The 7,393-nt window shown below is 67.1% G+C and carries 3 protein-coding genes; all 3 read right to left on the minus strand.

The annotated features are described in order from the left end of the window. Positions 1–1,577 (minus strand): type I polyketide synthase (locus DD1DGNOD_RS20655; protein ID WP_131770862.1); only part of this gene is annotated, 1,577 nt, incomplete at its 3' end. Positions 1,578–1,643: 66 nt separating this feature from the next. After that, a complete protein-coding gene (locus DD1DGNOD_RS20660) occupies positions 1,644–2,777 on the minus strand; it encodes an OzmP (RefSeq protein WP_131768164.1) in 1,134 nt (377 codons plus the stop codon). 77 nt (positions 2,778–2,854) lie between these two features. Continuing rightward, positions 2,855–7,249 carry a non-ribosomal peptide synthetase gene (locus DD1DGNOD_RS20665; protein ID WP_131770863.1) on the minus strand — a complete coding sequence of 1,465 codons (4,395 nt, stop codon included), beginning with the start codon at positions 7,247–7,249 and terminating at the stop codon, positions 2,855–2,857. Positions 7,250–7,393: the final 144 nt, after the last annotated feature.

Raw genomic sequence — 7,393 nt, forward strand, 5'->3', positions numbered from 1 at the left:
GTGACGACGCGGCCCGGTTCCCCGAGCATGAGCGTCAGGGCGGCGTCATGGACGTCCCAGCACACCAGTGCCCGTCGGTACGCGTGTGCCCGGCGCCCCACCGCAAGGGTGTGGGCCACGTCGGCGAGGTCGAGCGTGTCGCGATGCGCGGCCAGATGGCGGGCAAGTTCCTCCGTCGCCTCCTCGAGCGCCGCGGCGGAACCCGCAGAGGTCACCAGGAGCTGACAGCCGTCCGGCGGTGCGGCGACGGGCTCGCGCACCGGGGCTTCCTCGAGGATCACATGGGCGTTGGTCCCACCGATACCGAACGAGCTCACGCCGGCGCGCCGCGGGGTCGCACCCGACTCCGGCCATTGCTGTAGCTGCGTGGTGACGGAGAATGGGCCGCTGTCGAAGTCGATGTCGGGGTTCGGCTTTTCGAAGTGCAGGCTCGGCACAAGGCGCCTGTGCCGCAGCATCAACGACGTCTTGATCAGCCCTGCCATCCCGGACGCGGCGTCGAGATGACCGATGTTCGTCTTGACCGAACCGATCGCGCACCGACCACTTGCCGCGGCCCGCGGCGTGAACACCCGGGTGAGGGCGGCGATTTCGATCGGGTCCCCGAGCGGCGTTCCCGTGCCGTGGGCCTCGACGTAGGAAATCGTGTCGGCGCCGCAGCCGGCGAGAGCCTGTGCCTCGGCGATGACGGCGGCCTGGCCGGGCACGCTCGGGGCCGTGTAGCCGGTCTTTGCGTCGCCGTCGTTGTTGATCGCGGTACCCTTGATCACCGCGTGGATCCAGTCACCGTCGGCGAGTGCGTCGGTCAACCGCCGCAGGACGACGACCCCGACGCCGCTACCGACGATCGTGCCCTGCGCCCCGGCGTCGAAGGCCCGGCAACGACCGTCCGGCGACAGGATCATCCCCTCCTGGAAGAGGTAGCCCTCGACCTGTGGCACCCGGACGTGGGCGGCACCGGCCAGCGCCAGATCGCACTCTCCGCCCAGCAGACTCACGCAGGCCATGTGCACGGCCACGAGCGAGGTGGAGCATGCGGTGTTCACACTCACGGCCGGTCCGCGCAGGTTCAGCTTGTAGGCCACACGCGTCGTCAGGAAATCCTTGTCGTTGGCCAGCATCAGCCGGTAGCGCTCCAGCGTCGTCCCCGACCGGAAGCGTTCCGACAGATTGTGCAGGAGGTAGGTGTTCAACCCGGCACCGGCGTAGACACCTGTCACACCCGGGTAGGTGTCCGGGTCGTAACCGGCGTGTTCAAGTGCCGCAAGTGAGCATTCGAGGAAGTGCCGCTGCTGCGGGTCCAGGAGCTCGGCCTCCTCGTGCGTGATACCGAAGATCTCGGCGTCGAACATCTCGACGTCGGGGAGGATCTGCCCGGCCTTCACATAGCGTGGGTCCGCCACCAGTTCGGGGCTCGCCCCGGCCGCCAGCAACTCGCCGTCGGTGAAGAAGGTGGTGGTCTCGCGCCCCGCACACAGGTTCCGCCAGAACTCCTCGAGGGTGTCGGCACCGGGAAAACGGCAGGCCATCCCGACGATCGCGATGTCGGAATCCCGGACGTCGTCCTGTTGTTCCATCGGCTCTCTTCCGCTCGGGGCCTCCGGACACGCGAAGAAAACAACCATCGCGCGCCCTTCGGCCGGCTAGTCGATTCGGATGCCCATGTCCGCGGCCACGGTCCGCATGTCGAGAAAGCTGCGGGCGACGTACCGGGCGGCGTCCTCGGTGGCGTCCAGCCGCTTGAACAGGTCGACGAGCGCATCTTCGTGCGCGTCGGGATCCCCCTCCCCCGTCGCGATCTCGAAGACGATCGCCCTGAGCCGGTCCTCGAGCTCGGTGACGTCGACCGACCGGGGAAACCTGACACTGTAGGTGGACCGGTCGTAGTCCTTGTTCCGGCTGACCGCCCGCAGGTAGCTCGACGCGTTCAGCTTGTAGAACATGCAGTCCCAGTTCTTGAACGAATAGTAGTTGAGCAGCGGGAAGAGCGTGCAATGGGTCTCGTACGGTGAGGACCGGTAGAGACCCTTCTCCTTCAGTTCCGCGACGATCCGGTCGGGGTCGTACTCGTCCCGTAGGGCGACGAACGGAAAAACGATCTTAGGCAGCTCGCTCTCCGGGGCGAACAGCAGCCGTTCCAGCTCGCCCTGGAAGTACTCGTCGGTCAGGGTCCGGCCGAATGTCCGGTAGAAGCTCTTCACGATCTTCCGGACGTTCGACTCCATGGTGAGTATCTGCTGCGGGTCGGCACACAGGATGATGTACGGGATGTCGTGCTGCCACGCGTACAGGATCGCCCGGATGACGAAGAACGACCGGCACGAGACGCACGGCAGCTTCTCGTCCAGGTACTTGCCCGGCTTCGCCGGGGTCGGCCGGTTGAAAACCTCCCGCATCACGTCTTTTATCCGTTCGTCGGTGTCGATGACGAAGGTGGCCGGAATCTTCTCCCGGACGAGAGAGATGTTCGCGGCGGCATGGACGCTCTCGAACGGCAGGTCGAAGGTGTAGGAAAGCACCCGCTTGTGGTATTCGTTCACGAACTTGTCCAGCATGTAGGTGCTGTCCTTGCCACCGCTGTACATCAGGAGGCAGTCATGCGGCCCACGCTGGTTGGGCCCGCTGTTCGTGAATTCCTCGTACACCCTGGACACGTACGTGAAGTTCTCGACCAGCTCGACCGCGACGTCGAGCCGGCACAGATTGCACACCCCGTCGTCGTCGATCGAAATACCGGGATGGCCGGCATTCAGCGAACAGACCTTGCAGCGGACCATTCCTCACCTTCCCAGCCGAGTTCTCGAATACCTCGCCTATCTCGCCACCAGGCCCACATCGGGTGGCCCCGGCCACATCAGGTGCCCGGGGGCCGTCGCAACCTGAGCTCAAGGCGTCTGTGTCGCAGCTCCGCGAGCGCCGTGCGGTCACGCCGACCGGATCGTTCGGCCGGGTACGTCCCGCCGGCACCGTCATCAGCGGAGGCATCACCTGAGGCACCGGTATCGCCTGAGGCACCGGTGTCGCGGCTGTCGCCGGACCGGCCCGCAGCCGATGCGGACAGGTAGGACGCCAGCCCACGCACAGTCGGATAGGTGAACAGGTCAACGCGGGTAAGCGACTCGGACAGTTCCGCCCGCAGCCGTATCAGGACGTGCATGAGCAGCAGCGAGTTACCACCGGCGTCGAAGAAGTTCTCATCGATCCCGACCTGCTCGACGTCCAGGACGCTGCGCCATATAGCGGCAATCACATCGACATACGGCGCAGCAGCCTCGGCTTCGGTGGGGGACGAGACCCGGCCCGCACCGAAACCGGTCACGGACGCCTCGGCCGGCGGGGGCAACGACCGACGATCGACCTTTCCGTTCGCTGTCAGCGGCAGGCGCGTCATGGTCATGAACATCCCCGGGACCATGTAGAGGGGTAGTCGTGCCTTCAGGTACCGGCGGAGTTCCTCCGGCGGCGGGCCGGCGCCGGGCTCGGTCGGGACGACATACGCGACCAGCTTCCGCTTGCCGGGCGTGTCCTCGCGCAGGCAGACCACCACATCGCCGACCCCGGGGTGCGCACGCAGCGCTGTTTCGATCTCACCGGGTTCGATGCGGTATCCATGCAGCTTGACCTGGTGGTCGGCCCTGTGGAGGTACACAAGCCGGCCATCGTGCAGGTGGCGCACCACGTCACCGGTCCGGTACACGACCGTCGACGCGTCCCGGACGAACGGGTTGCGGACGAATCGTGCGCGCGTGAGCTCCGGCTCCCCGAGATAGCCCGCGGCCACGCCGTCGCCACCGATGTACAGCTCGCCGGGCAGACCGGGCGGCACCGGCTGCTGCCACCTGTCGAGAACGTAGAACCGGGTGTTGGCGATCGGTCGTCCGATCGTGACCGGCCCGCCGGGCTCCACCAGGTCGACCGAGGACCAGATGGTCGTCTCTGTCGGCCCGTACAGGTTCCACACCCGTGCGGCGCGCGCGAGGAGGCTGTCCGCGAGGTCGCCCGCCAGCGGCTCGCCCCCGCACAGAACCGTGAGGCTGCGATCACCGTCCCAGCCGGCGTCGATCAGCATCCGCCAGGTCGCCGGGGTCGCCTGCATCACCGTCGGGCGGCTGCGCTCGATCCGGCTCCACAGCTCCAACCCGTCACCGGTGACATCGGCGGGTGCCACCTCGACCTGCCCGCCCGTCACCAGCGGCAGGAGAAGCTCGAGGTAGGCGATGTCGAAGCAGACCGTTGTCACCGCCAGGAGCCGGTCATCCTCGGTGAAACCCGGGGTCCGCGCCATCGAGCACAGGAGGTTCGTCAGGGCGCCGTGACCGACCTGGACGCCCTTGGGCCGGCCGGTCGACCCCGACGTGTAGATCACATATGCTCGGCCTTCGGGTGACGCCCGGTCGTAACTCTCCTCACCCGTACTCTCCTCACCCGTCTCACCCGCGCTGCCGCCGGGGGTTGCGATCACCTCCCAGCTCCGGTCGAGCGTGACGACGGTCGCCGGGCAGCCCTGGACGTCGGGCTCCAAACTGGTCTGGGTGAGCAGGAGCGGCAACCGCGAGCTGGTGAGCATGTGGGCGATGCGCTCGGGTGGATACACCGGGTCCAGTGGCACGAACGCCGCTCCGGACTTCATCACGCCGAGTACGGCGACAACGATCTCTTCGGACCGTTCCAGGTAGATGCCCACCAGGCCGCCGGGACCGATGCCCTGGCGGCCGAGGAAGGCAGCGAGCTGCGTCGACCGCCGGTCGAGTTCACCGTAGGTGAGCATCCGATCGGAGAAAATGACGGCTGGCGCCTCGGGCCGGTGACGCGCCTGCCGCATGAACAACTGGTGCGCACACCTGTCGCGCGGGTAGTCGGTGTCGGTGTCGTTCCAGGTGACAAGTACGCGTTGCCTGTCGTCAGGGGACACCAGCGGGATCCGGGTCGGATCGGCTGCTGCGGGACCGGTCAACGCCCCAGGGACCTGGACCTCCGGCGGCGCGGGAGAAGCATGATCGTACCGCCTTTGGCCCGCCAGGGCCTCAAGGAACGCGACGAACATCGCGCGCATCGCGTCGGCGGCACCGGGTTGCAGGACGTCCTCAGCGACCAGCCAGCGATATTCATCCGCCCCGCGCGGGATCTGGACGAGCAGGACGGTCGCGGGCCGGGGCCTGGGCACCTCATCGAGATCCTCTACCAGCTCGACGGCAACCGGCATGCCACATTCGACCCAGGGGGCGTGCGTGCGCAGCTTCCCGTTGCGAATCCACACGTCGCGCAGGTACGTACCCCGGCTGCCGAGCAGGTCGAGCTGCCGGGCCACCGCTGCCCGAAGGTCGGCAAAACTTCGGTTCTCACCGAGAGGGGGCACGTCGAACGGCAGATGGTGTGCGAACACCTCACCGGCACCACCCGAGCCACCCGAGCCACCGGGATTGCCCTCCCACCGCAGGTCGACGTCAAGCCCGTCCTCGCCGGCCAGGCGTGCCAGGAAGGACAGCAGAGCCGTGAGCAGCCACTCGGATCCGCCGCGACGCGAGCCGTCACCGACCCGCCCACTGCCCAGAAGACCGGCTGGGACGGGAATGCGGACGTCCCGATAGCGCTCGGGCAGGCCCGCGGCCGGATCACGGTAAGGCAGGTCGAGCGGCTCCGCGGCGAGCAGACGTTGCACCCAGTACGCCTCGTATGCCTGATATTTCTCATACGCCTCGTCCTCGTCCTGCTCCTGGGTATGGGCGTGGCTCCGGGCCTGGGCCGATCTTGCTGTCTGCCGCAGCAGGACCGCGCCAGCAGGCCCGTCCCCACCCGGGGCGCTGCGTTGACCGACCAGTTCCCCCAGTGCAAGTTGCGGGAGTGCGGCAAGTGAGGCATGCGGAGCGGACACCATCGCCTCCAGCAGCCGACGCGTGTGCGCGAGCATCCTCACCACGTCCTGGTCCTCGAAGCGGCGCCGGTCGTAGCCGAGCTTGAGGATGAGGCGGTCGTCGAGGTTGGCATCGAGGGTGAGTGGGTAGTTCGTCTGCTCTTCCAGCCGGAAGTCCCGGTGCTCCCAGGCACCTCCCAGCGACCGCAGCACTGTTGCCGGCAGGTAGTTGTCGAAAACGACCACGCTGTCGAACAGCGGCAGCTCGGCCGGTATGTCGCTCCACGCGTGGATGCGGGTTGGCGACGTGTGCTCGAAACCGCGCAGCGCCAGCTGGTGCCGCCGCAGCCGCCCGAGGAGTTCGACCACGCTCGTCGCGCTCGGTGCGGTGACCCGGAACGGAACCGTGTTGAGAAAGAGACCGAGCATCTCTGCGGCACCCTCGAGAAACCCACGGCCCGCCCGTGTCGTACCGAACACCACGTCATCACGACCGCTGAGCTGCCGAAGAAGGACCGCCCATGCGGCCTGGACGAAGTTGTTCGCGGTGACCTGATGCTCACGGGCCAGCAGCTTCAGTACCGCCGTCACGTCCTCGGAAAGCTCCGTCCGGGTCGCCGCCAGGACCTCTTCACCGGGGCCGAGAGCGCGGACCGTGTCGACGACGAGCGGGGTGGGTTCGGTCAGACCCGCGAGATCGGCGCGCCAGAACGACTCCGCCACCGCAACGTCCTGCTCGGCCAGCCAGTCGATGTAGTCCCTGTACGGGCGCCGCTGGGCAAACGTGGCCCGGCGCCCGACGAGAAGCTCGTCGTACACCGCGAACAGCTCGATGAGCACCATGAGCAGAGACCGGCCGTCCATCAGCGCGTGATGGGTCGTCCAGATGAACTCGTACTCGTCGTCCCCGGTGCGGAATACGGCGAAGCGCATCGGTGGGCCGGCCGCGAAGTCAAAGGGCCGGCGTCTGTCCTCCACGAGGTACTGGCGCAGGCCGCGCTGCTGCACGGCCGCGTCCAGCTGCCGCCAGTCCTGCTTGTGCAATGTGACGTGGACGTTTTCGTGTACGACCTGGATCGGGCCGTCCGGATGCTCCGCATGGAGGGTGGTCCGCAGCGCCGGATGCCAGTCGAAGAGCTCTCGCAACGCCTGCTCGAACACCGCCTGATTCATCTTCTCATGCAGGGTGAGCAGCTTCTGTAGAATGTAGACGCCTTCGCCGGGAGCGCTGATGCTGTGCAGCAGCATCGCGCGCTGCACCGGCGACAGGGGAAACCTTTCAGCTTCTCCGCCCAGCTGCCCGGAGTCTCCCTGCCCGGGGTCGGGTAGGAGTGGTGAAGTCAGGAGAACTCTCGAGACGCGGTGCTCGCCCGGGTCCGGCACGTCTGGGCCTCCCATTGAACCGAGCCGGTTGCTCTGCTTCCGGCGACGGACCCACCTTGAAAGCAACCCGGCGGGCAGGCGATCTACACGACAGAGATACGATCTCGTTTCTTCGAATGGCTGTCGGCGGGTCCGTTGTTTTCAGGGGGTGGAAGCGGG

This window comes from Candidatus Protofrankia californiensis (assembly GCF_900634765.1).
GTDB lineage: Bacteria > Actinomycetota > Actinomycetes > Frankiales > Frankiaceae > Protofrankia > Protofrankia californiensis.

What these genes read in the sequence shown, in the direction of transcription:
- DD1DGNOD_RS20660 (WP_131768164.1), bottom strand. Translation starts at nt 2,777, where the DNA reads ATGGTCCGCTGCAAGGTCTGTTCGCTGAATGCCGGCCATCCCGGTATT.
- DD1DGNOD_RS20665 (WP_131770863.1), bottom strand. Translation starts at nt 7,249, where the DNA reads ATGGGAGGCCCAGACGTGCCGGACCCGGGCGAGCACCGCGTCTCGAGA.